At 67.2% G+C, this 25,195-nt stretch carries 20 protein-coding genes; 6 read left to right on the forward strand and 14 right to left on the reverse strand.

All coding sequences use genetic code 11. The features are described 5' to 3' along the window. Nucleotides 1-9 precede the first annotated feature (9 nt). The 8 genes from fdhE to RT513_RS07790 all read right to left on the reverse strand — a co-directional run bounded on the left by fdhE (nucleotide 10) and on the right by RT513_RS07790 (nucleotide 9,464). Complete coding sequence (fdhE, locus tag RT513_RS07755) at nucleotides 10-954, reverse strand: formate dehydrogenase accessory protein FdhE (protein ID WP_290690960.1); 945 nt, start codon at nucleotides 952-954, stop codon at nucleotides 10-12. Between the two features lie 41 nt (nucleotides 955-995). Then, on the reverse strand, nucleotides 996-1,691 hold the full coding sequence (locus tag RT513_RS07760; RefSeq protein WP_290690957.1) for a formate dehydrogenase subunit gamma: 696 nt from the start codon (nucleotides 1,689-1,691) through the stop codon (nucleotides 996-998). A 70-nt stretch (nucleotides 1,692-1,761) separates the two neighbouring features. Continuing rightward, nucleotides 1,762-2,748, reverse strand: coding sequence for a formate dehydrogenase subunit beta (gene fdxH / locus RT513_RS07765; RefSeq protein WP_088214916.1), 987 nt, complete (start codon nucleotides 2,746-2,748; stop codon nucleotides 1,762-1,764). Then, nucleotides 2,745-5,840, reverse strand: a complete 3,096-nt coding sequence (gene fdnG / locus RT513_RS07770; RefSeq protein ID WP_290690952.1) for a formate dehydrogenase-N subunit alpha — start codon at nucleotides 5,838-5,840, stop codon at nucleotides 2,745-2,747. Before fdnG ends, fdxH begins: the two co-directional genes overlap by 4 nt. A gap of 959 nt (nucleotides 5,841-6,799) precedes the next feature. Then, on the reverse strand, nucleotides 6,800-7,783 hold the full coding sequence (locus RT513_RS07775) for an aldo/keto reductase (protein ID WP_290690950.1): 984 nt from the start codon (nucleotides 7,781-7,783) through the stop codon (nucleotides 6,800-6,802). Next, nucleotides 7,780-8,499: a purine-nucleoside phosphorylase gene (deoD, locus tag RT513_RS07780; protein WP_290690947.1), complete on the reverse strand. Its 720-nt coding sequence runs from the start codon at nucleotides 8,497-8,499 to the stop codon at nucleotides 7,780-7,782. The genes RT513_RS07775 and deoD overlap by 4 nt, the downstream gene beginning before the upstream one ends. 257 nt (nucleotides 8,500-8,756) lie before the next feature. After that, complete coding sequence (locus RT513_RS07785) at nucleotides 8,757-9,179, reverse strand: adenosylcobinamide amidohydrolase (protein ID WP_313533839.1); 423 nt, start codon at nucleotides 9,177-9,179, stop codon at nucleotides 8,757-8,759. Nucleotides 9,180-9,185: 6 nt separating this feature from the next. Continuing rightward, nucleotides 9,186-9,464: an adenosylcobinamide amidohydrolase gene (locus RT513_RS07790; RefSeq protein ID WP_313533840.1), complete on the reverse strand. Its 279-nt coding sequence runs from the start codon at nucleotides 9,462-9,464 to the stop codon at nucleotides 9,186-9,188. 200 nt (nucleotides 9,465-9,664) lie between these two features. On the opposite strand from RT513_RS07790, the gene RT513_RS07795 reads away from it, so the two are divergent. Next, nucleotides 9,665-11,122 carry an amidase gene (locus tag RT513_RS07795; RefSeq protein ID WP_290690945.1) on the forward strand — a complete coding sequence of 486 codons (1,458 nt, stop codon included), beginning with the start codon at nucleotides 9,665-9,667 and terminating at the stop codon, nucleotides 11,120-11,122. A gap of 753 nt (nucleotides 11,123-11,875) precedes the next feature. Next, entirely contained in the window at nucleotides 11,876-12,211 is a 336-nt protein-coding gene (locus RT513_RS07800) for a hypothetical protein (RefSeq protein WP_290690942.1), read from the forward strand. A 998-nt stretch (nucleotides 12,212-13,209) separates the two neighbouring features. Here RT513_RS07800 and RT513_RS07805 read toward each other — a convergent pair. From RT513_RS07805 to RT513_RS07820, 4 genes are all read right to left on the reverse strand, one after another. Beyond that, nucleotides 13,210-13,995 (reverse strand): heme ABC transporter ATP-binding protein, encoded by a 786-nt coding sequence (locus RT513_RS07805; protein WP_409518403.1) that lies wholly within the window; start codon nucleotides 13,993-13,995, stop codon nucleotides 13,210-13,212. Then, complete coding sequence (locus tag RT513_RS07810; RefSeq protein WP_290691142.1) at nucleotides 13,992-15,038, reverse strand: FecCD family ABC transporter permease; 1,047 nt, start codon at nucleotides 15,036-15,038, stop codon at nucleotides 13,992-13,994. The genes RT513_RS07805 and RT513_RS07810 overlap by 4 nt, the downstream gene beginning before the upstream one ends. A gap of 28 nt (nucleotides 15,039-15,066) precedes the next feature. Further along, nucleotides 15,067-16,251, reverse strand: coding sequence for an ABC transporter substrate-binding protein (locus tag RT513_RS07815; protein WP_313533841.1), 1,185 nt, complete (start codon nucleotides 16,249-16,251; stop codon nucleotides 15,067-15,069). A 386-nt stretch (nucleotides 16,252-16,637) separates the two neighbouring features. Then, nucleotides 16,638-17,675 carry a hemin-degrading factor gene (locus tag RT513_RS07820; protein ID WP_290690939.1) on the reverse strand — a complete coding sequence of 346 codons (1,038 nt, stop codon included), beginning with the start codon at nucleotides 17,673-17,675 and terminating at the stop codon, nucleotides 16,638-16,640. Between the two features lie 172 nt (nucleotides 17,676-17,847). On the opposite strand from RT513_RS07820, the gene RT513_RS07825 reads away from it, so the two are divergent. The 3 genes from RT513_RS07825 (at nucleotide 17,848) to clpX (ending at nucleotide 22,185) form a co-directional block, all read left to right on the forward strand. Further along, nucleotides 17,848-19,959, forward strand: coding sequence for a TonB-dependent receptor domain-containing protein (locus tag RT513_RS07825; RefSeq protein ID WP_290690937.1), 2,112 nt, complete (start codon nucleotides 17,848-17,850; stop codon nucleotides 19,957-19,959). A gap of 192 nt (nucleotides 19,960-20,151) precedes the next feature. Continuing rightward, complete coding sequence (locus RT513_RS07830) at nucleotides 20,152-20,781, forward strand: ATP-dependent Clp protease proteolytic subunit (protein WP_088214922.1); 630 nt, start codon at nucleotides 20,152-20,154, stop codon at nucleotides 20,779-20,781. 138 nt (nucleotides 20,782-20,919) lie between these two features. Then, complete coding sequence (gene clpX, locus RT513_RS07835; RefSeq protein ID WP_088214923.1) at nucleotides 20,920-22,185, forward strand: ATP-dependent Clp protease ATP-binding subunit ClpX; 1,266 nt, start codon at nucleotides 20,920-20,922, stop codon at nucleotides 22,183-22,185. A gap of 819 nt (nucleotides 22,186-23,004) precedes the next feature. Here the strand turns inward: clpX and RT513_RS07840 are convergent. After that, nucleotides 23,005-23,301, reverse strand: a complete 297-nt coding sequence (locus RT513_RS07840; protein WP_088214924.1) for an ArsR/SmtB family transcription factor — start codon at nucleotides 23,299-23,301, stop codon at nucleotides 23,005-23,007. A 140-nt stretch (nucleotides 23,302-23,441) separates the two neighbouring features. Between RT513_RS07840 and RT513_RS07845 the strand changes: the two genes are divergently transcribed. Beyond that, a complete protein-coding gene (locus tag RT513_RS07845; RefSeq protein WP_313533843.1) occupies nucleotides 23,442-24,650 on the forward strand; it encodes a DUF4147 domain-containing protein in 1,209 nt (402 codons plus the stop codon). Between the two features lie 6 nt (nucleotides 24,651-24,656). Here RT513_RS07845 and RT513_RS07850 read toward each other — a convergent pair whose 3' ends face one another. Then, the gene (locus tag RT513_RS07850) at nucleotides 24,657-25,142 is read right to left on the reverse strand and encodes a flavin reductase family protein (RefSeq protein ID WP_088214926.1); all 486 of its coding nucleotides are present in this window, start codon (nucleotides 25,140-25,142) and stop codon (nucleotides 24,657-24,659) included. Between the last annotated feature and the right edge of the window lie 53 nt (nucleotides 25,143-25,195).

The following is a 25,195-nucleotide window of genomic DNA, read 5'->3' on the forward strand; positions in this document are numbered from 1 at the left end:
CTCCATGGCTCAGAACCCGGACAGCAGCGGGTTGAACGCACCCCGCCGCCATTCGCTGTCCTGAAGGGCGATGTCGAGGCCAAGGCTCGCCACATCATCCGCCACCGGGTCGAGCGTCGGGTTCAGCGTCTGATAGAGGATCTTCACCCAACGGTGGCATTCGTCGCAGACCTCTGCCCGGACGGATGCCTTCTCCGCCTTGCCGCCCTCATCCAGCGTGCGGTAGCCGATGCCCTTGGTGGACCCGCAGCACAGGCACTTCACCCGCACCTCGTTCCACGCCGTCGCACAGCTTGCGCAGTGGGCATAGCGCGTGTTCTCTGCCCCCGGCGTGCCGACCACGGTGGAGATGTTGGGCCGTCCGCCGCAGGCAGGGCACACGCCTGTGCGGATGGGCACCAGCGCCGCACCGTCCAGCGTCGCGGCAAGCCTCGCCAGATGCACCTGCACCCCTATGGCCACCAGCAGAAGGGGCGCCGCCGCTTCCTCCGGTATCGTCTCCGCCATCACATTCGCGATGAGCCAGCGCCGCGCATCCGCATCGCCCTCGATCACTGCCTCCAGCGCCACGCGGGCCTGCTCGGGCATCTCCACCTCGCGGAGCGCGGTGAGCGTCGCCTCCAGCGTCTCCGCCAGATCCCGGCTGTCGATGAGGGCGAGCCGGTCGATCGGCGGCATCGCCGCCTGCCGGGCGCGGGCGACATCTTCGGCGGGCAGCGGTTCCGGCGCGGGCAGACGCCCGGCCACCTCCGCCTGAACACCCGTCAGACCGGCAAGGAAATCGAGAAACGGCCCCAGATCGCTGGTCTGTGCAAGGAAGGCAAAACGCTCCGCCCGCTTGCGGAACTCCGCCACCGGATCCAGCGGGCGGACGAACGGGGCGACGCTGATCCCGCCGATGACGGAGGGGTCGGGTTTCAGGCTGGAGTCGTGCTTCAGGCTGGGGTCGGACATTCTACCTCCCGGGCCGGACCGGCCACGGCTTCAAGATGGGGTTACTCTGCCGGATCGCTCTGCCTGCGTCGAGCCAGTTCCTTCAGCCATTTGCGGTGGTGCTTCCAGCTCCACCCGCCCGTCACCGTGCCCCGCGTCATGGCGGAGAGCGTGCCGCGCGTCCAGAAGCCCGCATAGACGTGCAGGATGAAGACGCAGATGATGAGAACGGCCGCCAGTGCATGAACCAGCGTCGCGATCCGCCGCACGGGGATGGAGACGAGATGCGCGGTATATTGCTCCCACATCATCAGGCCGGTGACGATCAGCACCACGATCAGGCCCGACATCGCCCAGAAGATGAATTTCTGCCCGGCATTGTATTTGCCAAGCTCCGGCAGCTTCTCCTCCTTGTCCTTCAGCAGGTCGTTGATATGGCTGACCCAGACCACGTCCTCCCGCCGGGGCAGGTTCAGCCGGACGAGCCGGAAGAACAGGATGAAGAAGCTCACGAACAGGATGATGCCGATGATCGGATGGATCCAGCGCGTCGTCTGCCCGCCGCCGAACAGCCCGGTCAGGAAGAACAGCGACGGGTGGAACAGCGCCAGCCCCGAAAGCAGCAGCAGGATCAGCGACAGCGCGGTGACCCAGTGGTTCGCGCGGGTGACGGGGCCATAACGGCGGACCTCCACCGGGGGGCCGACCTCCTCGATCCGGTCGCCGGATTGCGAATAGACGCGCCTTGACCTCCTCATCGCCGACCCTCCCCGGCCAACTGTTCCGAACCGTCCGCGATCTTGCCCGGGATGGGGTGGCGCGGCGCGGTCATCCCCGCTCCTCCGGTGCGGCGGGCGGGCTGCCGGTTCTCACCAGCCGTTCTGCCTCCGCCTCATCCTCGGGGTGGACCTTGTTCGCCTTGCCGAACAGGCCATGCAGCGCCGCACCCGCCGCCGCCAGCCCCATGACGGCCAGGCCCGCCGTCTTGGCCGGGCCCTTCCAGCCGCTCACCACCGGAGAGATCTGCGGATCCGCGGGCAGGTTGGAGTAGATGGAGGGCTGATCGGCATGGTGGAGCACATACATCACATGCGTTCCGCCCACGCCCTGCGGATCGTAGAGACCCGCATTGTCGTAGCCGCGGGATTTCAGATCCTCGATCCGCTCCTCCGCATGGGCGACCATGTCCTCCTTGGTGCCGAAGACGATGGCCTGCGTCGGGCAGGCCTTGGCGCAGGCCGGACCCTGTCCCACCGCCACCCGGTCCGAACACAGCGTGCATTTGTAGGAGCGGTGGTCGGTCTTGGAGATCCGGGGGATGTTGAACGGGCACCCGGTGACGCAGTAGCCGCAGCCGATGCAGTTGTCGTGGATGAAGTCCACGATACCGTTGGAATACTGCACGATCGCGCCGGGGGCCGGGCAGGCCTTCAGGCAGCCGGGGTCGGCGCAATGCATGCAGCCATCCTTGCGGATCAGCCATTCCAGCTCGTTCGTCGCGGGGTTCTCCCACTCCGTGAAGCGCATGAGCGTGAACATCTCGGGCGTCAGGTCATGCGGGTTTTCGTAGTGGCCGGTGTTCTCCTCGATCTCCGGTTGTGTATCGTTCCACTCCGCGCAGGCGGACTGGCAGGCCTTGCAGCCGATGCATTTCGACACGTCGATGAGCTTGGCCACCGGCGTAAGCTGGCGCGTCGGCGGTGGCAGGTCGGAGGCGCGCGTGGCCGAGCGGCGGATCACGTCGCCCGGGCCGAGGTTCGCTTCCATCGGTTGCACCGGCGGGTTGGAGACGGCGGTTCTCGGACTGTCGGTCATGCCACGGGTCTCCCATCCACCGGAGCGGTCGAGGGTTCGATATTGACGAGGAACGCCTTGAACTCCGGCGTCTCGACATTCGCATCCCCCACGAAGGGCGTCAGCGAGTTCGGGCCGAAGCCCTTGCGCGCCGCGCCGGTAAAGCCCCAGTGCAGTGGTATGCCGACCACATGCACCGTCTTGCCATCACAGATCAGGGGCTTGATCCGCTTGGTCACCAGCGCCTTGGCTTTCACCTCACCCCGCTTGGACCAGACCCGCACCCAGCCGCCCGCGCGGATCCCGCGTTCGTCGGCAAGCTGCTGGGAAATCTCCACGAAGAACTCGGGCTGCAACGCGGCGTTGATCCGGTTGTGCTTCGTCCAGTAGTGGAAATGCTCCGTCAGCCGGTAGGAGGTTGCGACGAAGGGGAACTCGTCCGACGTGCCGAAGCTCGCCACGTCGTTCTGGAACACCCGCGCCACCGGATTGCCCCGCATCCGCGCGTTGAACACGTTGGGGATCGGGGATTCGAACGGCTCCATATGCGTAGGGAAGGGTCCGTCCCGCATCATCCCGCGGGTAAACAGCCGCGCCGATCCCTCCGGGTTCATGATGAACGGCCCCACAACGGACGGATCGGCGGTGAGGCCGATATCCGGCACGTCATATCCCGACCATTTCGCCCCGTCCCATTCGATGATCTTGCGAGTGGGATCCCAGGGCTTGCCCTGCATGTCGGCTGAGGCGCGGTTGTAGAGCGTCCGGCGGTTCAGCGGCCAGGCAAAGGACCAGTTCAGATAGGTGCCCGTCGCATCCGGGTCGGAGTTGTCGCGCCGGGCCATGTTGTTGCCCTGCTCGTTCCAGCAGCCGGAATAGATCCAGCAGGCCGATGAGGTGGACCCGTCATCGCGAAGCTGGCTGAAGTTCAGCACCTGTTGCCCCGCCCGGACGAGAACCTTGCTCGGATCCGCCGGATCGGCGAGATCCGACAGCGCCCGCCCGTTCAGCTCCCGCGCCAGTTCCTCCGCCGTGGGTTCCCCCGGATCGGCATAGCGCCAGTCGAGGTTCAGGATCGGCTCCGGCAGGACGCCACCCTCCGCCCGGTACAGCTCACGGATGCGGGTGTAGAGCTGTGCCAGAATCCACGTATCGTGCTTGGCCTGTCCGGGCGGTTGCTGCGCCGGCCAGTGCCATTGCAGCCAGCGCCCGGAATTGGTGAGCGAGCCTTCATCCTCCGCAAAGCAGGAGGTCGGAAGCTGGATCACCTCCGTCTGGATCGCCGCGGTATCCACATCGTTGAAATCGCCGTGGTTTTCCCAGAACCGCGCGGTCTCCGTCTCCAGCGGATCCATGGTCACGAGCAGCTTGAGCTTCGAGAGCGCCGATGTCGTCTTGCCCCGGTTGGGGAAGGCGAGGATCGGGTTGAACCCTTGGCAGAAGTAGAGGTTCACCCGCCCGTCGTTCATCAGCTCGAACATCCGCAGTATGTCGTAGGAGGGCACGTCGAGCTTCGGCAGCCACTGATAACCCCATTCGTTCTCCGCCGTCGCCGCATCGCCATACATGGCTTTCATGAGACTGACGAAGAACTTCCGGTAGTTCTGCCAATAGCTGGTCTGTCCGGGGCGGAGCGGTTTGAAGCCCCGCGTGGACATGTAGGTGGTAAGGTCGGTCTCCTTCTCCGTCGGCATGTTGAGATAGCCCGGCAGCAGGTGGGACATCAGCCCCACATCCGTCAGGCCCTGGATGTTGGAATGCCCGCGCAACGCGTTCATCCCGCCACCGCGCACCCCGATATTGCCGAGCACCAGTTGCAGCATGGCCATGCCGCGGATGTTCTGCGACCCCTTGGCATGTTGCGTCCAGCCAAGCGCATACATCGATGTCATCGTCCGGGTGGGAGAGGAGCACTCGCCGATCATTTCTGCGATGTGAAGGAACCGCTCCTTCGGCGTGCCGCAGATCCGCTCCACCATTTCCGGGGTGTAAGGCTCCACATGCACCTTGAGCAGCTGCCAGACGGAGCGCGGATGCTGAAGCGTCGGATCGGTCAGCGCGAAGCCGTCCTCCCCGATCTGGTAATCCCAGCTCGCCCGGTCGTAATCCCGTTTCTCCTCGTCATAGCCGGTGAACAGACCGTCGGACCAGCCGAACTCCTCCTTCACCAGATAGGCGGAGTTGGTGAAGTTGCGGACATATTCCCACTGCACCTTGTCGTTCGCGATGCACCAGCGGATCAGCCCCATCAAGAAGGCAATGTCGCTGCCCGGCCGGATAGGCGCGTAATAGTCCGACACGGAGGCCGTGCGGGTATAGCGCGGATCGACGACGATCAGCTTGGCGCCGCGATGCGCCTTGGCTTCGGTGACCCATTTGAAGCCGCAGGGATGCGCTTCGGCGGCGTTGCCGCCCATGACGATCACGAGGTCGGTATTGCGGATGTCCGTCCAGGAGTTGGTCATCGCGCCACGGCCGAATGTTGGGCCCAAACTGGACACCGTGGGGCCGTGTCAGACGCGTGCCTGGTTGTCGAATCCTGCAATACCCAAGCCCTTGACGACCTTCAGCGTCGCCCAGGCGGTTTCGTTCGTGGTGGCGGAGGCTGCGAGGAAGCCGGTCGTCGTCCAGCGGTTGACCGGGGTGCCCACGTCATTGGTCAGGACCATGTTTGCGTCCCGGTCGTCCTTCATCGCGCGGGCGATGCGGTCGAGCGCCTCGTTCCAGCTGATCGGTTCGAACCGGTCGGAGCCGGGGCGGCGGATCTTCGGCTCGGTCAGGCGGGTCGGCGCCTTCACGATGTCCTTGAGCGCCGCGCCCTTCGGGCAGAGTGTGCCGCGATTGGTGGGATGGTCGGCGTCGCCCTCGATATGGATGACTTCCGATGCCTCGCCCTTGCGGACGTCGCCCTTCACATAGATCAGGATGCCGCAGGCCACCGAGCAATAGGTGCAGGTATTTCGCACCTCCGTCAGCGTGGCGAGCTTGAAGGGCCGCACATGCGCCCTTACCGCCGCCTCCGCTTCTCCGAAGCCCAATGCTCCGAGAGAGGTCGCCGCCACACCCGCGCCTGCCAGCTTGAGAAAGCCCCGGCGCGAGAGGTCGAGGTTCATGAGGTCCTCCTCCTCCGCCTGTCCGTAAAGATGGGTGAGGGGAGGATGGAGCGGCCCATGGGGGCTGTCAAGGAAAAGCCCGAAAGAGCGAGGGTTTGTGATGCGACACTGCGGCGCAGCCGCGAAGGCGCCGTTCGCCGGATCGCGCGCACAACGCGCCGGAGCGCGGCTGCAACGTGCCTTGACGGGAGGCTGAAGGCCCCGATCGAAAGGCCATGATCGCTGGCATCCGCTGTCGGAACCCGGGAAATCGGCCTCGAAACGCCGAAAGTTCCCCGAGCCGGGAACGGACGCGCGCCCTGTGAGGAACATGCTGCGCCGCGACGGCTGCCGAAACCTCTTCGCTGCCTTTCAGCCAAAGGCACACGCCTGCCCTGGCGTGGCCATCCCGGTCGTGAGCTCCACAGCCCGCGTCGCTCGCATGGCATCCCTGTGTGAGACTGCCTCTCGTGGCCCGTGCCCAAGCAGCCTGACAGTGCCGAAAGTGCATTGTCCCGCTTGAGGCGGCTCTCCGCTGGCGGGCAAGTTCTGGTCGAGCGGAAGAGTTCCGTCCGGCCCGCCACAGGGCCCCCAGCAGGCTGGCGTAGTTCGCGTGACGCCGACGATGTGGTGCAGGAAAGCGCCAGTTTCCCCGCAGGCGAAGGTAGTCCTGTCTTAAGGATATTGGTGTGACTGACGGACCGGCAGGTGGGAAGGCAAGCTGGGGGACCGGGTAACAGGGAGGGGGGAACCCGGACCGCCCGGCAGGGAGCATGCCTCCACGGCGCGGGCGACCCCGCGTGGAGGCGGGGAAACCATAACCAGCGTGCTGCCATGCAGGGCGTCGCCAGCGGTTCCGCGCGCAGGCGGGAAGCCCGAACTATGCCAAGCGGGCAGACGCAGCATGGGGAGGTCCGCACAAGGGGAAAGCCACGTGGAGCTTGGCTTGCCGGCCCGCTTCCGGCAGCAACTCCTTCTCCTCAGCCGTAGACCGGCACGCCCCTGTGCTGCGCTTCGGAATAGCGCGGGCCATGCGCGAAACCGGGCGGCATCAGCCGGGCGATCTCGCGCCGGTCCTCCTCGGTGAACGCGATTGCGGCGGCCCCGGCAAGCTCCCTAAGATGCGTGGCCGAGCGCGTGCCGGGGATGGAAAGCACATGCGGCGCGCGGTCCAGCGTCCAGGCCACTGCCGCCGCGGGAACAGACCAGCCGCGCGCGTGGCAAAAGCTGCGGAAGCCCTCCACCCAGCCGAGGTTCGCGCTCCAGTTCGGCTCCTGAAAGCGGGGGTTGCCGCGCCGGAAATCCGTTTCCGCAAAGCGGGCGGGGTCGGGGGGTGTTTCGGCGAATATGCCCCGCCCGAGCGGGGAGAAGGCGACGAAGGCCACGCCCAGTTCCTCCGTCGCCTGCACCATCCCGAGCTCCGGTTGCCGCGTCCAGAGCGAGTATTCGTTCTGGATCGCCGTCACCGGATGGGCGGCGTGGGCGCGGCGGAGCGTGGCGGGCGCGATCTCGGAAAAGCCGATCCCGCCGATCTTGCCCTCTTCCACGAAGCGGGAGAGGGTTCCCGCGACCTCCTCCACCGGCACCTCCGCATCGTGGCGATGCGCGTAGTATAGGGCGATCCGCTCCACCCCGAGACGTTTCAGCGATTTCTCAAGAGCATCGCGGAAGTAGCTGGGAGAATTATTGAAATGGCGCGTCGGCTTGGGAATGATCCCGCCCTTGGTGGCGATCTGGAAGGTGGCCTTGCGGTCCGCCATATAGGCGCCGATCACCTCTTCCGACAGGCCCATCCCGTAAAGCTCTGCCGTGTCGAGAAAGTCGATCCCCAGATCGCGTGCCGCGTCCAGACAGCGGAAGCTCTCCTCCCGGTCGGTGGCGCCATAGAAGCCCGCGAAGCTCATGCAGCCAAGCCCGATGGCGGAAACCTCTGGCCCGTTCCGGCCCAGTCTGCGGCGGATCATCGTGCGTCCTCCCCGGCGAAAGCGGCTGTGAGGGCGACCTCCACCATCTCGCCGAAGCTCTTCTCCCGGTCGGCGGCGGGCAGCGCCTCTTTGCGGAGGAGGTGGTCGGATATGGTCAGGATGGCCAGCGCCCGCACACCGTAGCGCGCGGCGAGAGTGTAGAGCTCCGCCGCCTCCATCTCCACGCAGAGGATGCCGTGACGGGTCATCTGCTCGTTGAGGTCGGGGCGTTCGTCATAGAACACATCCGCCGAATAGATGCCGCCCGCATGGGTGGGCAGCCCGCGCGCGCTTGCCGCCTGCCATGCCGCATGGAGAAGACCCCAGTCCGGCGTTGGCGCGTAGTTCAGCTCCCGGAAGATGCCGCGCGACGGAGTGGACAGGCTGGAGGCTGACAGGGCCAGCACCAGATCCCGCAGATTGACCCGCTCCTGCATCGAACCTGCAGAGCCGATGCGGATCAGCGTCCGCGCGCCATAGTCCCGGATCAGCTCGTTGGCATAGATGGAGAGCGAGGGCATCCCCATGCCCGATCCCTGAATGGTCACCGGATGCCCACGCCATGTGCCGGTGTAGCCCAGCATGCCGCGAACGTCGTTGACGAGCCGGGGGCTCTCCAGGAAGGTTTCGGCGGCCCAGCGGGCCCGGTAGGGGTCGCCGGGAAGCAGCACGGTTTCGGCGATGTCTCCGGGTGCGGCACCGATGTGGATGGTCATGTGGATTTCCGTTCGGGGGAGGCTGTCGTCCCTGTCTAGCATGGCAAAGGGGCCTCTCCGCAACCCGGTTGCTGCAACCGGCGGATGCGGCTCTGCGGAAGCCGGGTCTTGGGGGCACTGGTTTGGGGGCACCGGTCTTGGGTGCGCAGGTTTGCCGGTGCCGGGCCTTGTAGGTGCCGGGTCTGTAGAGGTGCCGGGTCTGCTGCAACGGTGCCGCCGGGGGTCGCGGGGGCGTCCCCCGCGCTGCCGGAGGCAGCCTAGGACAGTGCCATCCAGTCCGCGATGGCCGCTGCCGTGGCCTCCATCACCACGCGGCCCAGAACCTCGCCCACAGGCGTGTGCAGCCCCGCATGCCGTGCCTCGCCGGGATCGGCGGCGAGCGCGATGCAATCCGTCCCGGTCCCGGTGGCCGTTCCGGTGACGAGGGTCAGGCCCGCCTCAAGCACCGCGGCGGTCCTGGCTTCCGCCACGATGGAGAGCGCCTCCACCATCGCGCCGTCGCTCAGCCCCTCCGACACCGCGACGGCGATGTTGATCGTGCCATAACCGCCTGCCGCGACGCCGGATGCCGTGACACCCGCTGCCAAGATGCGCGCTGCCGTGACACCGCCCGCCACCCCGCCCGCCGCGACCGGTCGCCTGCGGCCCACGCGTTCCGCGTTGGAGAGGCCGGCGGTCACCACCGCCTATGCGCGGACCCCCTCTACCTCCGCCGCCGCCCCGCGCCAGGTGCCGACATCGCGGGAGGTGAGCAGGCCCACCGCCTCCGCGTCTCCGCACCGGGCGAGTTCCCCGGCGAACCAGCGCCCGGTATCCAGATCTTCTGTCAGGTCCGCGTCCCGCACTTCCCGCCACAGGATATGCCGCGCGCTGACGAAGCCCGGCCGGTTGAGCGACCAGCTCAGCACCCGGCGCGTCCGGCCAAGGTCGCAGCGCAGCCACGGCCGGTCGAGGGTCACGGTCATCAGCCGCGGGACCGAGTCGGGGCCGGGAAAGGGGCCAGGAAGGGGGCCGGGAAGGGGGATGGACATGGGAAACCCGCGAGGGAGGATGCTGGAGCCGGGGATAGCGGGGCCGCCGCCGCTGTCAAGCAGGCGCACAGGATGCTTGCGCCGCCGCGGCATCGACGCCACCTTCGGGCGGAACCGGCAGCGCAGGGGGCGGGATGTTCGCGGAATATGAGGATCACGACGCGGTTGGGCTGGCGGGCCTTGTCGCGCAGAAAGCCGTTTCGGCGGAGGAACTGCTGGACGCGGCGCTCGCGCGGGTGGGGGCGCTGAACCCGCTCCTGAACGCGGTGACGCTCGTGCAGGAGGAAACGGCGCGGCGGTCGATCCGCGCGGGCCTGCCTTCCGGGCCTTTCGCCGGCGTGCCGTTCCTGCTGAAGGATCTCGGGGCGGAGGCCGTGGATTTCCCGACCCATCTCGGCTCCCGGCTGCATCGCGACACACGCTACGACTACGATTCGGAGATTTACCTGCGTCTGAGGGACAGCGGCCTCGTCACCTTCGGACGGACGACCGTGCCGGAGGGGGCGATCGGGGCCGCGACCGAGGCGGTGGTCTATGGTGGGCCGACGCGGAACCCGTGGAGCCTCGACCATACGCCGGGGGGTTCCTCGGGCGGCGCGGCGGCGGCTGTCGCGGCGGGGATCGTGCCTGCCGCGCATGGCTCTGACGGCGGCGGCTCGGTGCGTATCCCCGCCTCCTCTTGCGGGCTGTTCGGCTTCAAGGCGACGCGGGCGCGGCTGCCGGATGGCCCGGCCTCCGGCGAGGCGTGGGGCGGCATGGCCATCGACGGTTTCCTGACGCGGAGCGTGCGGGACACGGCTGTCCTGCTCGACGCCTGCGAAGGGCCGGACCTCGGCGCACCCTATTTCCCGCCGCCGCTCGGGGCGGGGTATCGTGACGCCATCTCCCGCCCGCCCGATCGGCTCCGCATCGCGCTTTGCGATACCACGCTGACAGGCGCGCCCCTCCACCCGGAGGCCCGCGCCGCCGTGCAGGACGCCGCAAGGCTGCTCGCGGATCTCGGGCATCATGTCGAACCCGCGCTGCCGCGCGCCGATACGCCCGCGATGATGGAGGCCTGGACCCGCATCGTGGCCTGCGGCACCGCGCTCTCCATCCGCCAGACCGTCGCCGCGCGGGGCCATGCGCTGGAGCCGGAGGAGGTGGAGGGCGTGAGCAGGGGCGCAATGGCCTTCGCCGCCACCCTCACGGGGGAGGATTATCTGGAGGCGCTGGAAACCGTCCACGCCTATGGGCGGCAAATGGCGGGGTTTTTCCTCGACTGGGACATCCTGCTCACCCCCACGCTGGCGGAGCCGCCCGCGCGGATCGGGCGCTTCTCCCATGCGACGGAGGATTACGTGGACTACCGCACCGGGCCGGACGGGATCTTTGCCTATTCGCCCTTCACCGTCTCCTTCAACGCCTCCGGCCAGCCCGCGGCCTCCGTCCCGCTCTACTGGACGCCGGAGGGGCTTCCGGTCGGGGTGCAGCTCGCGGCGGCCTTCGGGGAGGATGAGCGGCTCATCTCCCTCTGCGCAGAACTGGAAACCGCGCGCCCGTGGTTCAACCGCCGCCCGCCCGTCACGCTCGCCGGGATCGCAAGGAGATGACCGCCGGGGCCGGGCGCCCCGCCAGCGAAATGCGCCGGTAAAGCGGGAGAGGCCCCCCCCGCTCTCGTGCCCTGCGCTCCCACGCTATCCCTACGGGTGCAGAATGTCGGGCCATGAGACCCGATCTTGCCGCTGAGCACCGAAGGCGAAAGCGGCTCGGGCTACTTCGAAAGCCCTTCCGGCCCCCATGCCGCGTCCCGTCCTGCCCGACGCGGAGGGAGGTCGAATGCGTAATCACGCCGCTCCTCGGAAACATGTCCGGCCCGGTCGGGCGCGCGGGGAGCATGGCATCGCGCATGGCGGTTCGGAGGGACGGGACGGCCAGCCCCCCTCGGGCGGGACGGAGTACACCTTGTGGTTGTTCCGGGGCATCGACCTGCGGCCAGCCCCGCGCGCGGGACGGAGGGTAGGCGGCCCATTCCAGCACGGAAAGCCCGCAGCCAGCCCCCGCGCGCGGATGGAGGCCAAAAAGCCCGGCACCGGGCCAATCCGGCGCGGATGGAGGCCCGGGCATGTTGGGTTACCCCGTGAGGCCAGCCCCCTTCGCGCGCGGACGGAGGCGCAGGGGGCGGCGTCCATCTTTTTCCATTGCCCGCCCCCTCTCGCGCGGACGGAGGTTGATCATGCCGAGCCCGCCCGCGCAGAGCGCGGCCAGCCCCCCTCGCGCGCGGATGGAGGCAAGCGGAGCTGACGCTTGTCGCCCCCGTCCGGGTTGGCAGAGCCCTTCGCGCGCGCGGAAGCAGGAGGCAGGCGGTGCCCGTGCCGGAGACAGCCGTGGCCTCCGGCCCCCCTCGTGCGGGGACGGAGGCCCGAACCAGCGCCGCGCCCTCCGCCTGGTCAGCCCAGCCCTCCTCTGGCGCGCGGACGGAGGCGGTGGTCACGGGTGGTCTCGCAGTCGGGCAGGGCCCGTTTCCCGGCGCGCCGGCGGCGGGTGATCGAGGTGATCTGCACGGGCGACGTTCCCCGAGCCAGCGCCCGGAACGCGGACTGAAGCCGGAACGCGCCGGATTTGGCCCGGTGCCGTGCGGCCAGCCCTCCTGGCGCGCGGACGGAGGCTATGGCGACGATCTCGACGTGGACGCTATCTAGCCAGTCCCCCCGCGCCGCGCGGACACAGAGATTCCGCCCGCAAAAAATGCGGGACACTTACGCCAACTAGCCAGTCCCCCGCGCGCGGGGACAGAGGTGACGGCCCAGAAAACCGCCTCCTACACCTTCGGCCAGTCCCCCGCGCCCCCGCGCGCGCGGACGGAGGTAGTCCACGCGCATGATCGTGGTGCAGCGGCAGCCCGCGCCCCCGCGCGCGCGGACGGAGGAATTCGGAACTCCATTCCTTCCCGCTGGCCTGGGCCAGTCTCCCGCGCGCGAACAGAGGCGTCGCGCGGTTGTGGATGCCGCCCTTGACAGTGCCAGTCCTCCGCTCGCGCGGACGAAGGGGTTCGGGGGGCGAGTCGCGGCATCCAGACTTAACAGTCTCTCGCGCGGACCGAGAGGCTGCACACCTCGATGCAGCCGTGCGGCCAGCCCTCTGGGGCGAGGACGGAGGCTTTTGCCAGGCCATGGACACTCCCGAAAAGCGCGGCCAACCCCGGATGGAGTATAGTTGGAAGATGCAGCGGCCCGGACGCGGGGACCTCAACCCCTGCGGGAAGGAGGGTCGTGGGCTGTCTCCACCTTCCCAGACCATTCCTCAGGAGGAAGGCGAACGCTCTGCGCATCCGATGGCCGATACCTTGGTGCTACCCATCCCCCACGCGGGGAGGGAGGGCCGGGCACCTGTGCCCGTCAGCGGCTTCCAGAGGCGCCATCCCCCACGCGCCGAGGAAGGGCCGCCCCTCGGAGCTTGGACTTGGGGCGCCTGCTCTGGGGCATTTGACGCCGGGCCGACGGTTTTTGAGGCAACCTGCCTTGGGCCGCCTGAATTGGGCCGCCTGAATTGGGCCGCCTGACTTGGGGCGGGCGAGTTTGGGACCGACGGTCTTGGGATCAACGATTTTGGACCTGACGGTTCTGGAGCCGGCGGGCGTCCCCGGTCCCGGTCACGAGCCGGGACTGTTCAAGCCGCTCCCTTGCCGCTGCCCTTCAAGTCATGCCGCAGTTTGGGGCAGGACGAAGGGCACGCCCGGCGCGGGCGTCTCTCCCACCCGGAGGCGGCAGCCATAGGCTGCGGAGAGCGTCTCGCTGGTCAGCACGTCCCGCGGTGTGTCCGCCGCGACGATCCGCCCCTCGTGCAGCAGGACGACCTTGTCGGCGAAAAGCGCGGTGAGGTTCAGATCGTGCATCACCGCCACCACGCCGCCGCCACGGCGCGCGTAATCGCGCGCGAGCCGCATGACGGTCAGCTGATGGCCGATGTCGAGGCTCGCCACCGGCTCATCGAGGAACAGCCAGCGGGGCCGCCCGTTCAGCACCGGTTCCCACACCTGCGCCAGAACGCGGGCAAGCTGCACCCGCTGCTGCTCCCCGCCCGACAGCTCCTGATAGAACCGCCCCTCGAACCCCGGCAGGCCGACGGAGGCAAGCGCCGTCTCCACCGAAGGCGGTCGGGTCAGGGCGGCGTCGCAGCCCAGCCGCACCACCTCGCGCACCGTGAAGGGGAAGGACAGCAGGCTCGCCTGCGGCAGCACCCCCCGCAACCCCGCCAGCACGGCAGGCGAAAGGCCCGCGATGTCCTGCCCGTCAAGCGTCACCCGCCCGTCATGACGGACCTCTCCCGTCAGCGCGCGGATGAGCGTGGTCTTGCCGGAGCCGTTCGGACCGACGATGGCCGTCAGCGCGCCTGCGGGGGCGGAAAGGCTCACCCGGTCGAGTATGACGCGCCGCCCGGCGCGGAGCGTGATATCGGTCGCAGTCAGGGTTGCTGTCACGGTCACAGGTCTATCACTCCCCGCTGGCGGAGCAGGATCCACAGGAAGAACGGCGCGCCCATCGCGGCGGTAACGATGCCGATGGGCAGTTCCGCGGGCGCGATGACCGTCCGGCTCACCACGTCGGCCAGCACCAGCAGCGCCGCGCCCAGAAGGGCGGAGCAGGGCAGGAGCCAGCGGTGATCCGGCCCGATGGCCAGCCGGAGGAGATGCGGCACCACGATGCCGACGAAACCGATCCCGCCCGACACCGCCACCGATGCGCCGGTCGCCGCCGCGACAGACAGGATCGCCGCCCGCTTCACCCGCTGCACCGGCGTCCCCATGTGCAGCGCCGCCGCCTCGCCCAGCGTCAGCCGGTTCAGCCCGCGCGCCAGAAACGGCGCCGCGGCGAGCGCGAGGAGGATGATCGGCCCCGCCGCCAGCACCTTGGACCATGTCGCCCCGGACAGGGAGCCGAGACCCCAGAACGTCAGGTCACGAAGCTGCTGGTCGTTCGCGCGAAACACGATCAGCCCCGAGACCGCGCCCGCCATCGCACCAAGGGCGATCCCGGCAAGCAGCATGGTGGCAACCGATGTCCGCCCTTGCCGCGTGGCGATGGCATAGAGCGCGACGGTCATCGCCCAGCCGCCGCAGAAGGCCGCGAGCGGCACGAGATAGAAGCCCAGCACCGCCGGCAGGGCAATCCCCAGCGCGCCCGGCAGCACGATGGCCGCGATCGCGCCAAGCCCCGCGCCGGAGGAGACGCCGACCAGCCCCGGATCGGCCAGCGGATTGCGGAACAGCCCCTGCATCACCGCGCCGGACACGGCGAGCGAGGCCCCCACCAGCATCCCCAGCATCAGGCGCGGCAGGCGGATGTCGCGCAGGATCGTCATGTCGCGGAGCGGCGCGGCCTCTCCCCCCAGCCAGTCGCGCAGCACGGCGGGCAGCGAGGCCTCCGTCGCGCCCTGCGTCAGCCCCAGCGTTGCCGCCGCGGCGAGCGCCAGAAGGAGCAGCAGGAACACCCGCCGCGCCCGCAGGCCCCGGTCCCCCTCGGCGCGCATCGGGCGCGTCTCGCTCACCACGACCACCTCAGCCGTCCGTCGCTGCGTGAAGCGCGCGGGACAATTCCTCCACCGCCGCGCCGGTCCGTGGACCGAAGCCCAGCAGATAGAGCCCGTCCATCCGCACCAGCGCCCGCGTCTTGCCGGCGGGGGTCAGCGCCATGGCGGGCAGGGCGAAGAGCGTCTCCGCCGTTGCGCCGTGGTCGCCCCCCCGGTCCATCATCACGATGACATCGGGGGCGGCGGCGATCACCGCCTCGTCGGTCAGCGGCTTGTAGCCCGGAAATTCCGTAACGGCATTCTCCGCTCCCGCCAGCGCCAGAATCCCCGCCGCCTGCGTCCCGGTGCCGGAGGCCATGATGCGCCCGCCCTGCGTGGACAGAACGAACAGCGCGCGGGGCTTCGGACCGGGGCGGGCGGCGGCGGCGTCCGATGCGGCGGCAATCTGCCGCGTGACATCGGCAGCCAGCGTCTCCGCCCGGCTCTCCAGACCCAGCGCCGCCCCCACGGCCCGGATCTTCGCCCCCACGGCTTCGGCCGTCCAGCCGTTCGGAACGGTGACGAAGGGCACGGCGGCGGCCTTCAGCTGGGCGACGGTCTCCGGCGGGCCGGCCCCTTCCTCGGCAAGGATCAGGTCGGGGTTCACGGCCAGCAGCCCTTCGGGCGACAGGGAGCGGACATAGCCCACATCGGGCAGGTCCGTCACCTCCGGCGGGAAGGTGGAGGTCGAATCGCGCGCGATCACCCGGTCCTGCGCACCGAGCGCGTAGATCACCTCCGTCACCGAACCGCCGACGGAAACGATACGCTGCGCCGTCTCCGCCGCGCTCGCCGGAGGCGCCGTCACCACCGTGAGCGCCAGAGGCGCCGCCACCATCATGAGAGCCAGAACCGCGATCCGCCGTAGGGCTGCGGGCCGCGGGGTCAAGGCTCCCGACTGCTGGGCGGCGGGCGGGGCGCCCCGGTTCAACCCTCCGGGCCGCACCGGGATTGCGCCTCGGCGGAGCAGGATGTCCCGCTCCGGGCTGCCGCGCCCGGTGGGCGGGTCCAAAGACCACACCGGCGTATTGCCCGCCCCCGCGCGGTCATCTCCCCGGGCAGGATGGGGATCAGTCACCCAGGCAGTTCCCCCGCCAGTCGTCGGGTCTGTCGCCCCGCCAGCCACCGGGCCAGCCACCCCGCCAGTCACGGGGTCCGTCACGGGGTCAGTCACGGGGTCCGTCACCCGGCCAGCCACGGGGCCTGTCACTCGGACAGTCACGGGGTCCGTCACCCGGCCAGTCGTGGATCCGGTCACGGGGCCGGTCGTGGGGTCAATCACCCGGTCAATCACCCAGTCAATCGTGGATCCAGTTACCGGGCCAATCGCTGGGTTAGTTACCGGTCCAGTTACTTGACCAATCACGGCTCCAGTCACGGTTCCAATCGCGGGGCCAGACGCGCCCCGCGGTGCCGGAGGACACGTCGTGCCTTCGGAACCGCGCGCATATCTGTTTCCGTCCGAATGGAAAGGCGCGCGGGGCGGGGTCAGGGACGCGGCCTGACTGCGATCCCGGGCCTGCTTCCGATCCCGCGCCTCCGGCCGGTTTCGCCCTTTGCTCATGCTGTCACCGTTTCGGCGCGCGGCAGGGAGGTGACCAGCATCTCCCAAGCGCGGGCGTTCTCCTCTCCCCTCCGTCCGAAGATCTGGAGGATCAGGTAGCCCTCCCTGTCGAACGCCTCGACGGAAACCGCCTTGCCGTGGCGGGTGGGCTTCTCCACCAGCCAGACCTCGGCCACGTGGTCGGTGCGCAGGTGGAGGTCGAACAGCGGGTCCAGCACGTTGATCCACGGCCCCATGGCGACGATATTGTCCACCGGCCCGGAGTGGATCTGGATGCAGCCCTCATTGCCGACGAACACCATCACGCCCGTCTTGCTGGCCGAGGCCGCCTTTAGCGTGACCGTGACCGCATCATCGGCCAGCCGCACCGCCTGAGGCGCGCCCACGGTGCGATAGGCGCCGAGCCGGTTCATCTTGAGCTTCCGCGTCAGCGACAGGAACTGATGCGTGTCGGTCATGCGCAGCCATTCCTCCCGCAGCCGGTCCGCCTTGGAGGGGTCGGTCTTCGGCCCCTCCACCGGGGGGCGGGGCGTGACGGAGAGCGTGTCGGCCTGCTCCTCCTCCCGCAGTTCGGCAACCAGCCGGTCGAAGGCCGCGACATCGGAAGCGGGCCGCAGGTGAACCTTGTGCACCGCGTCACCATGGGCATCGAACACCTGAACGGAGCGGCGGATCCCCTCCGCGGTCGGCTTTTCTACCGCGAATCCATGCACCCAGCGGGAGGGGAAGATGCGCAGGTCGATATCCGGCCCGGTGAGCATCGCCGCATGCGGCCCGTCGGTGAAGTCGGTGTAACGGCCCACGCGCTCATGCACCGCGCTTTCGTTCCGGGTCAGGGCGAGAACCTCTCCCAGTGAGTCGACCAGCGGGATCAGCCGCCCGGGCACCGGGGATATCCGGGTGACGCCATGGCCCACATGCGCGGCGACCAGCGCGGCCTCGCTGATGCCAAGGGAGGCTGCGAGATCACGCTCCCGCATCTTGGGATTGTCTGCGCGTGCCGTGCGGATGGTTTCGGCGGAGGGAAGGGTCATGGCAACCTCTTGTGCTGTCGTCATTTCTGCTGGGGCATCACAGCGTCGTGAATACTTGACAGAAATTGTTCGTCTCTCTAGAGGCAACATGCCTGACCGATCAAGTCAAGAATTGCCGAATGCGAGCCGCCAGCAGAAGCCAGCCTTTCGCCCGATCTCCGAGAGGACAAAGATGCGAGTTCTGCCCCGGCGCCTGAGGCGCGACCTGATGATGAGCGTGGCCGCCGCCGCGCTTCTGGCGCTGCCCGCCGCCGCGCAGGATGCGGCGGAAGTGACCCGGACGGGAGAGCCGGCAACCGTGCTCAACCGAATCGTTCTCGGCGCAGGTCAGCCCAGAGTGGCGACAGACACGCCGCAGGCCGTCACCGTCATCGACCAGCAGGATCTGGACAGCGAGCAGGCCAGCTCCATCGACCAAATCTTTGCCAATGTGCCGGGCGTTCAGGGCGCGGGGGCGGACAACCCGCTGGGCTTCGCCTTCAACATCCGCGGGATCGGCGGCACCGAAACGACGGCCAGCGAATCGCGAATCATCGTCAATGTGGACGGTGTGCCGAAGTTCTACGAACAGTACCGCATGGGATCGTTCTTCTCGGACGTGGAGCTTTACAAGCAGGTGGAAGTCCTGCGCGGCCCGGCAAGCTCCACGCTCTACGGCTCCGGCGCGATCGGCGGGGTGGTGAACTTCACCACCAAGGATGCGTCCGACTTCCTGACGGATGGCAACACCCATGCGCTGCGGTTCAAGGGATCCTACGATTCGAACGGCTCGGGCTGGCTTGGCTCGGTCATCTACGCGCAGAAATACGATGAGCGGTTCGAGGTGATCGGCAACCTCAACTACCGCACGATGGATGAATACAAGGACGGCAACGGCGACAGGGTGAAGGGCTCGGACGCCGAGGCATGGTCGGGGCTGGTGAAGGGCACCTATCACTTCGGCCAGGATCTGGACCAGTCCGTCCGCCTCTCCTACCAGCGGACGCAGAGCGACATGAACGAATCGCCCCTGGTGCGCACCGGCGGCGGGGCACCGATCATCGACACCTTCGGCTATATCAACCGCGACGTGACCGACGACACGATCGTGGCCGAATATGCCAACCCCTTCGTGGACAATGCCTGGCTCGACCTCAGGGTGCAGCTTTCCTATTCCAAGACGCAGGTGAAGCAGTCCGACCACGTCGATACGTCCGGCGGCTTCGTGATGTGCATGCCCGGCACGCTGGCCGTGGTCTGCGACAGCGAATACGCCTATGAAACGACGCTGGCGAAGGTGGAGAACGTCAGCGAATTCGCCTTTGGCGACTGGCAGAACTACCTGACGACCGGGCTTCAGTTCACCCATCAGAACCGCGTGGCGACCAGCGCGGTCGGGGCGCTGAACTTCCACCCGGAGGGCACGGACGACAAGATCGGCGTCTATGCACAGGCGGAGTTCAACTGGCGGGAGCGTCTGTCCATCATTCCGGGGATCCGCGTCGATTTCGGCGAGCGTTCGCCCGGTTCCGGCATTCCGGGGGCGGAAGATGTCTCCGACACCGCCGTCTCGCCGAAGATCGCCGCGCTCTACAAGCTGACGGACGCCTGGGGGATCTTCGCCTCCTACGCGCGCACGGAGCGGATGCCGACGCTGGACGAGCTTTACGCCCATGACGCGCGCCGGGTGCCGAGCCTCGACCTTGCGAAGGAAAAGGCCGACACGGTGGAGGTGGGCGTGAGCTATTCTGCCCACGGCCTGCTGGATGCGGATGACAGCCTCGCGCTCAAGGGCACGCTCTTCCACAACGATATCGAGAACCTCATCGCTTCAAATACCGGTTACCAGCCCGTGAACGGCGCGGTTCCCCGGTATCTCAACATCGACAACGCGGAAATCTGGGGCGGAGAGCTGGAAGGCGCCTATTCCGCGGACCGGTGGTTCGGAAGGCTGGCCTATTCGCAGGTCAAGGGCGTGAACAAGGACACGCGGGAGACGCTCTCCACCGTTCCGGCGGAGCAGGTGTCGCTCACGCTCGGCGGGCGGCTGCCGGAGCGCAATCTTGAATACGGCTGGCGCGCGACCTACGTCGATTCCATCAGGACGACCCTGGGGCATTTCTCCGCCTACGATGTCCACCGCCTCTTCGTGAGCTGGAAGCCGGATACCGGCGCGCTCGCCGGATTCACCGTCGATTTCGCCGTGGATAACGTCTTTGACGAGGATTATCGAAACAATCTCTACCAGGACAACGGGCGCGGGCGGACATTCAAGCTGTCCATGACCAAGCAGTTCGACTGGTAGGCACGAACCCGGCCGCCGGTGAGGTGCCTGGCGGACAGGCGGAAGGCCCCGGGGTTCCCTCGCCGGGGCCTTTCGAATTACTCGCAGCCGCGTCATTCGCAGTGCGGCCCTTGCGGGGGTCCGAACGCATGACTAAGACTCTAGAAAGAGATCCGTGATCTATTACTCCTCCAGACCAAGGCAGGGCGGAAAATGAGAGACCCCATCGACACGTGGACCAACTTCATCATCCCGACCGTGGAGGAAACCAACTCCCGCGGGTCCATCCGCTACGACATCTTCTCCCGTCTGCTGAAGGAGCGGATCATCTTCGTCGCCGGTCCTGTGCAGGATGACATGGCGACGGTGATCGTGGCGCAGCTTCTGTTCCTTGAGGCGGACAACCCGAACAAGGAAATCTCGATGTATATCAACAGCCCCGGCGGTGTCGTGACCTCCGGTCTGTCGATCTACGACACGATGCAGTACATCAAGCCGAAAGTATCCACCGTCTGCATCGGGCAGGCGGCCTCCATGGGGTCGCTCCTGCTCGCGGCCGGGGAGCACGGGATGCGTTTCAGCCTGCCGAACAGCCGCATCATGGTTCACCAGCCCTCCGGCGGGTTCCAGGGTCAGGCGACGGACATCATGATCCACGCCCAGGAAACCCAGAAGTTGAAGGAGCGGCTGAACGGCATCTACGTCAGGCATACCGGGCGCAGCCTCAAGGAAGTGGAGGATGCGCTGGAGCGTGACCGCTTCATGTCGGCCGAAGACGCGAAGGAATGGGGCCTGATCGACGAGATCGTGGCGGATCGCGGCAAGATGGAAAGCGCCAAGTGAGGCGAAGCGGCGCGCATTGCTGCACCGCAGCCATTTTGGCGTTGTGAAGAAAACAGGGCTGTCCTAGACTTTTGGGGCAACCCTCGTCCAGCCGGGACGTTACTCCGGGTCTTGGCATAGGAGCCGCAGAGGTATCACATGGCGAACAACTCCTCCAGCGACAGCAAGAACACGCTCTACTGCTCCTTCTGCGGAAAGAGCCAGCATGAGGTGCGCAAGCTGATCGCCGGCCCGACCGTGTTCATCTGCGATGAATGCGTCGAGTTGTGCATGGACATCATCCGGGAGGAGACGAAAACCTCCGGCCTGAAATCCGCCGACGGCGTGCCGACCCCGCGCGAGATCTGCAAGGTTCTTGACGATTACGTCATCGGCCAGATCCACGCGAAGCGCGTTTTGTCGGTGGCCGTGCACAACCACTACAAACGGCTCAACCACGGCGCCAAGTCGTCCGAGATCGAGCTGTCGAAGTCGAACATCCTGCTGATCGGCCCCACGGGGACGGGCAAGACCCTGCTTGCGCAGACGCTGGCCCGCATTCTCGACGTGCCGTTCACCATGGCGGACGCGACCACGCTGACCGAAGCGGGCTATGTCGGGGAGGATGTGGAAAACATCATCCTCAAGCTCCTTCAGGCGTCGGAATACAACGTGGAACGGGCGCAGCGCGGCATCGTCTATATCGACGAGGTCGACAAGATCACCCGGAAATCGGACAATCCCTCCATCACCCGCGACGTGAGCGGGGAGGGGGTGCAGCAGGCGCTGCTGAAGATCATGGAGGGCACCGTCGCCTCCGTGCCGCCGCAGGGCGGGCGCAAGCATCCGCAGCAGGAATTCCTGCAGGTGGACACGACGAACATCCTGTTCATCTGCGGCGGCGCCTTCGCCGGGCTGGACCGGATCATCGCCCACCGGAACAAGGGGTCCGGCATCGGCTTCGGCGCCGAGGTCAAGGCGAGGGACGAACGGGGCGTGGGAGAGCTGTTCCGCGAGCTGGAGCCGGAAGACCTGCTGAAATTCGGTCTGATCCCGGAATTCGTCGGACGTCTTCCGGTGATCGCCACGCTGTCCGACCTTGATGAGGAAGCGCTGGTCACCATCCTGACGGAGCCGAAGAACGCGCTCGTCAAGCAGTACCAACGGCTTTTCGACATCGAAGGGGTGAAACTCACCTTCACCGAAGACGCTCTGAAAGCCATCGCCTCGCGCGCGATCAAGCGCAAGACAGGCGCGCGCGGTCTCCGCTCGATCATGGAGGATATCCTGCTCGACACCATGTTCGAACTTCCGGGCATGAATGGCGTGGAGGAGGTCGTGGTGAATGAAGAGGCCGTGACCGCGGGCGCGAAACCGCTGCTCATCTATACCGAGGCGAAGAAGGAACCGGCCACCGCCGGGTGATTTTCGCAAGGAATGGAAAAAAAGGGCGGGTCCAATGATCCGCCCTTTTTGATTCCCGGAGTGGGTATCGTGTTGCAAAATCTCCGCGAACCGGGCCTTGCTCGCGATACGCCGCCGATCCCGCGCCCGAAGATCGACTGCCCCATTCCGTTTGCGCGTCCAACTCCCTTGGGACTGCATGACTTTCGCGTCCAGCTCCCATTGAGACTGCACGAATGATCCCGGCGGGTTCTTGCAGCCTTCGAAGGCTATGCTTCCATGACGCAGGCCGACCTCGCTCCCTTCACGAATTATAGGCGGCCGAGCCAATCCCACTGCTTCACAAAACAGGCAGAGTACACGGCCCCTCATGATCCCCGTGGCGTGGAAAAGCGTGCCGCTATGAAAGGCGGAAACCTGCTGCAAAACGCGCAAGGAATTCCCGGCAAAAGACGCCAACCTGCCGAATTCTCCGCACAGGGCTGACTCTGAACCCCTTGGCGCGCGGTGGCGGTAACGGGCCGCTCTCTCCAACCTCTCAGGCGACCCATCCGCGATAAGATATCGGCGGGCTGCTGCAATGTTCTTGGATATTGCGCCAAATATCGGAGAGTCTACCCCAGAACGAGACAAAACGGGCAGACTTCCGGCTGGCTTTCACCGGGTTGCCAACGATTGCCGCTCCACCTGGATGTGAAAGCCTTATCCAGTAGCCCGTTAAAGCGTTGCCACGCGGCGCGAACCCGTCCAGATTGGCGCGCGACCGTTGGATTTCTCGCAGGATGGAATGTTCAGACGATGCTCCGCCGATCTGCTGAACCATCACGGCATGATGCGCTGTCACTCCATCGCGAACAACTTGCAGATCGCGTGGACATAGTGCTCCATTTCGCCCGGAACCAGCGAGTAGTAGATCGCCTTACCCTCGCGCCGCGGCTCCACCAGCCCCTCCATGCGCAGACGCGCGAGCTGCTGGCTCACCGCGGCCTGACGGGTGTCCAGCAGTTGCTCCAGCTCGGTTACGGATTTCTCGCCCGTCGCCAGATGGCACAGGATCATCAGCCGCCCCTCATGCCCGAAGGCCTTCAGCAGCGCGGCCGCGAACTGCGCGCGCGGCGCAAGTTTCGACGGGTCCATTCCCTGCGGCGCGTCGGTCCTGCTCGTCACGATACCCAACTTTTGCCTGAAATCCCGCGGCTTTCGCATCGCGCCGCGTCTATCTTGTGGAAGTAGTGCCCATGCCGTCAGGGACAAGCTGTTCGCCCACCGTATCCGCCATGCGAGACGAGGCGTTTCGCCTCTTTGAAGCGGGCGTCATCGCCGCGGACCCGGAATCCGCTGTTCTGAAAGCGCTTCCTGATCGCAGGCCTGATCTGATCGTGGCCCTGGGCAAGGCGGCGCCGGGCATGATCCGTGCTGCCGTCGCGCGTTTCGGACCGGTTCCGGCGATTGTGATCACACATCGCGAGAATGAGGAGGCCAGCCTGCCGCCGGGCGTTCGCCTGTTCCTCGCCGGGCATCCCGTGCCCGATGAGGCCGGCCTTGCGGCGGGGAAGGCGGTGCTGGAGGCGGTGTCCGCGCTTGCTGCCGGGCAGAACCTGCTCGTGCTGGTGTCGGGGGGCGGATCGGCTCTGCTGCCCGCGCCGCCTGAAGGTGTGACGCTGGCCGACAAGCGCAAGCTGAACAGCCTGTTGCTGGCCTCTGGTGCGGATATCGGCGAGATGAACCTCATCCGTCAGCAGGTCAGCCTGCTGAAGGGCGGCGGTCTGGCGCGGGCCGCAGCCCCTGCCGATGTCGTGGCGCTGATTCTCTCCGACGTGGTTGGCGATGATCTTTCCGTGATCGCCTCCGGGCCGACCGCAGCGCCTGTCGGCACACGGTCGGAGGCGCGGCAGCGGCTCCGGGCGCGCGGTCTCTGGCCGGACCTTCCGGTCGCGATCCGGGCCTGTCTGGAAAGGGAGGATCAGCCGATCGCGGCGCCTTCCAACCATGTGGACAACCGTCTGGTCGGCTCGAACACCCTCTCGCGGGAGGCCATGGCGCGCGCCGCCCCCAAGGCGGTCTTGTCACGGGAGCCGCTGACCGGTGACCTCTCGGAGGCAGCCGCCCGCATCATGGCCGAGGCGGACGGATCCGGCGTCTGGCTCTGGGGGGGCGAGACGACGGTGCGGATCCGGGGTGCGGGCAAGGGCGGGCGCAATCAGGAGCTTGCACTTCGTGTCGCGCTTCTGGCGGAGCAGGCGGGCTGGACGGACGACTGGGTATTCCTCTCCGCCGGCACCGATGGCCGCGATGGGCCGACGGAGGCAGCGGGCGGGCTGGTCGATCGTGAGAGCCTCGCCCGGATGCGTGCCGCCGGGATCGACCCGGAGGAGGCGCTGGCCCGGAATGACAGCAATACTGCCCTCGCCGCATCCGGCGATCTTGTGATCACAGGTGCGACCGGGACGAATGTCGCCGATCTTCAGGTGATGATCCGCGCCTGACCTGCCTCAGACCAGATTGCCGAAATGGCCCGCATGAAAGACCAGCGGCGCGCCGTCGTCATAGGCTGCGCGCTCCACCTCTCCGACGATGATGATGTGATCGCCGCCCTCGTGCATCGCGTGCTGCCGGCATTCGAAACGCGCGAGACAGCCCTCGATCAGCGGTATGCCGGTTTCGGAGTTCGTCACCGGCACGCCCGTGAAATCGGTGCCCTGCTTGGTGAAATGGCGTGCAATGTCGTTCTGCCCGGCCGCGAGGATATGGATCGCGAACCGCTCGGCGCCGACGAAAGCCTCGAACCGGCTGGACATGCGGGCGGGCGACCAGAGCACCAGCGGCGGGTTGAGCGAAACGGCGGCGAAGCTGTTGGCGGTGATGGCAACCGGGCCCGCCGCCGTATTCGTGGTCACCACCGTCACGCCGGTCGCAAATCTGCCGAGGGCATCCCGGAAGTCGCGTTCGTGATCACGGTCGGGGGTGAAGATCGGCATGGCGGGTTCCTCTGGTCATCCTAACCCCCGTCACAAAGCACGTCCCCCGCGAC

Source organism: Haematobacter sp. (genome assembly GCF_032102465.1).
Taxonomy (GTDB): Bacteria; Pseudomonadota; Alphaproteobacteria; order Rhodobacterales; family Rhodobacteraceae; genus Haematobacter.

Coding starts and splice junctions, on each gene's coding strand:
- RT513_RS07760 (WP_290690957.1), bottom strand. CDS start 1,691: ATGAGGAGGTCAAGGCGCGTCTATTCGCAATCCGGCGACCGGATCGAG.
- deoD (WP_290690947.1), bottom strand. CDS start 8,499: ATGACCATCCACATCGGTGCCGCACCCGGAGACATCGCCGAAACCGTG.
- RT513_RS07775 (WP_290690950.1), bottom strand. CDS start 7,783: ATGATCCGCCGCAGACTGGGCCGGAACGGGCCAGAGGTTTCCGCCATC.
- RT513_RS07850 (WP_088214926.1), bottom strand. CDS start 25,142: ATGCCGATCTTCACCCCCGACCGTGATCACGAACGCGACTTCCGGGAT.
- RT513_RS07795 (WP_290690945.1), top strand. CDS start 9,665: ATGTTCGCGGAATATGAGGATCACGACGCGGTTGGGCTGGCGGGCCTT.
- RT513_RS07810 (WP_290691142.1), bottom strand. CDS start 15,038: ATGCGCGCCGAGGGGGACCGGGGCCTGCGGGCGCGGCGGGTGTTCCTG.
- RT513_RS07820 (WP_290690939.1), bottom strand. CDS start 17,675: ATGACCCTTCCCTCCGCCGAAACCATCCGCACGGCACGCGCAGACAAT.
- RT513_RS07830 (WP_088214922.1), top strand. CDS start 20,152: ATGAGAGACCCCATCGACACGTGGACCAACTTCATCATCCCGACCGTG.
- RT513_RS07840 (WP_088214924.1), bottom strand. CDS start 23,301: ATGGACCCGTCGAAACTTGCGCCGCGCGCGCAGTTCGCGGCCGCGCTG.
- clpX (WP_088214923.1), top strand. CDS start 20,920: ATGGCGAACAACTCCTCCAGCGACAGCAAGAACACGCTCTACTGCTCC.
- RT513_RS07825 (WP_290690937.1), top strand. CDS start 17,848: ATGCGAGTTCTGCCCCGGCGCCTGAGGCGCGACCTGATGATGAGCGTG.
- RT513_RS07790 (WP_313533840.1), bottom strand. CDS start 9,464: ATGACCGTGACCCTCGACCGGCCGTGGCTGCGCTGCGACCTTGGCCGG.
- RT513_RS07845 (WP_313533843.1), top strand. CDS start 23,442: ATGCGAGACGAGGCGTTTCGCCTCTTTGAAGCGGGCGTCATCGCCGCG.
- fdxH (WP_088214916.1), bottom strand. CDS start 2,748: ATGACCGACAGTCCGAGAACCGCCGTCTCCAACCCGCCGGTGCAACCG.
- fdhE (WP_290690960.1), bottom strand. CDS start 954: ATGTCCGACCCCAGCCTGAAGCACGACTCCAGCCTGAAACCCGACCCC.